Below are 379 nucleotides of genomic sequence, written 5' to 3'. Positions count from 1 at the left end.
CGTCGAGGCCGTCGAACAGGTCCAGCGTGCCGTCGCTCATGCCGAGGCCTCCGTATCGGTGGTGGCGGTCTTGGCCGCTTGGGTGTCGCCCTGGAACAGGGCGTCCAGTGCCTCGATCAGTTCGCGCGGCGGGCGCTCGGCGTAGACGCCGCGGCTCTCGGCCTGGGTGCCGCGCAGGAACACGGTCAGCGAGCCGCCGATATGCGGTCGTAGTCGTAGCCCGGCAGGCGCGCCTTGAGCAGGCGGTGCAGGGCCAGCAGGTAAAGCGCGAACTGCAGGTCGTAGCGCTTCTCGGCCACGGCCTGGCGCATCGCCTCCACGCCGTAGGCGCTGTCGTCTGCTCCCAGGTGGTTGGATTTCCAGTCGGCAACGTAATAGC

Annotated in this window: 1 pseudogene; it reads right to left on the bottom strand. The window is 68.9% G+C overall.

The features are described from left to right. Positions 1 to 36 precede the first annotated feature (36 nt). Positions 37 to 379, bottom strand: a pseudogene (locus L861_RS25040) (PDDEXK family nuclease); the annotation flags it as partial.

Origin of the sequence: Litchfieldella anticariensis FP35 = DSM 16096, from assembly GCF_000409775.1 — a bacterium.
Classification (GTDB): Bacteria; Pseudomonadota; Gammaproteobacteria; order Pseudomonadales; family Halomonadaceae; genus Litchfieldella; species Litchfieldella anticariensis.
This window is presented reverse-complemented; position numbering and strand designations above follow the sequence as displayed.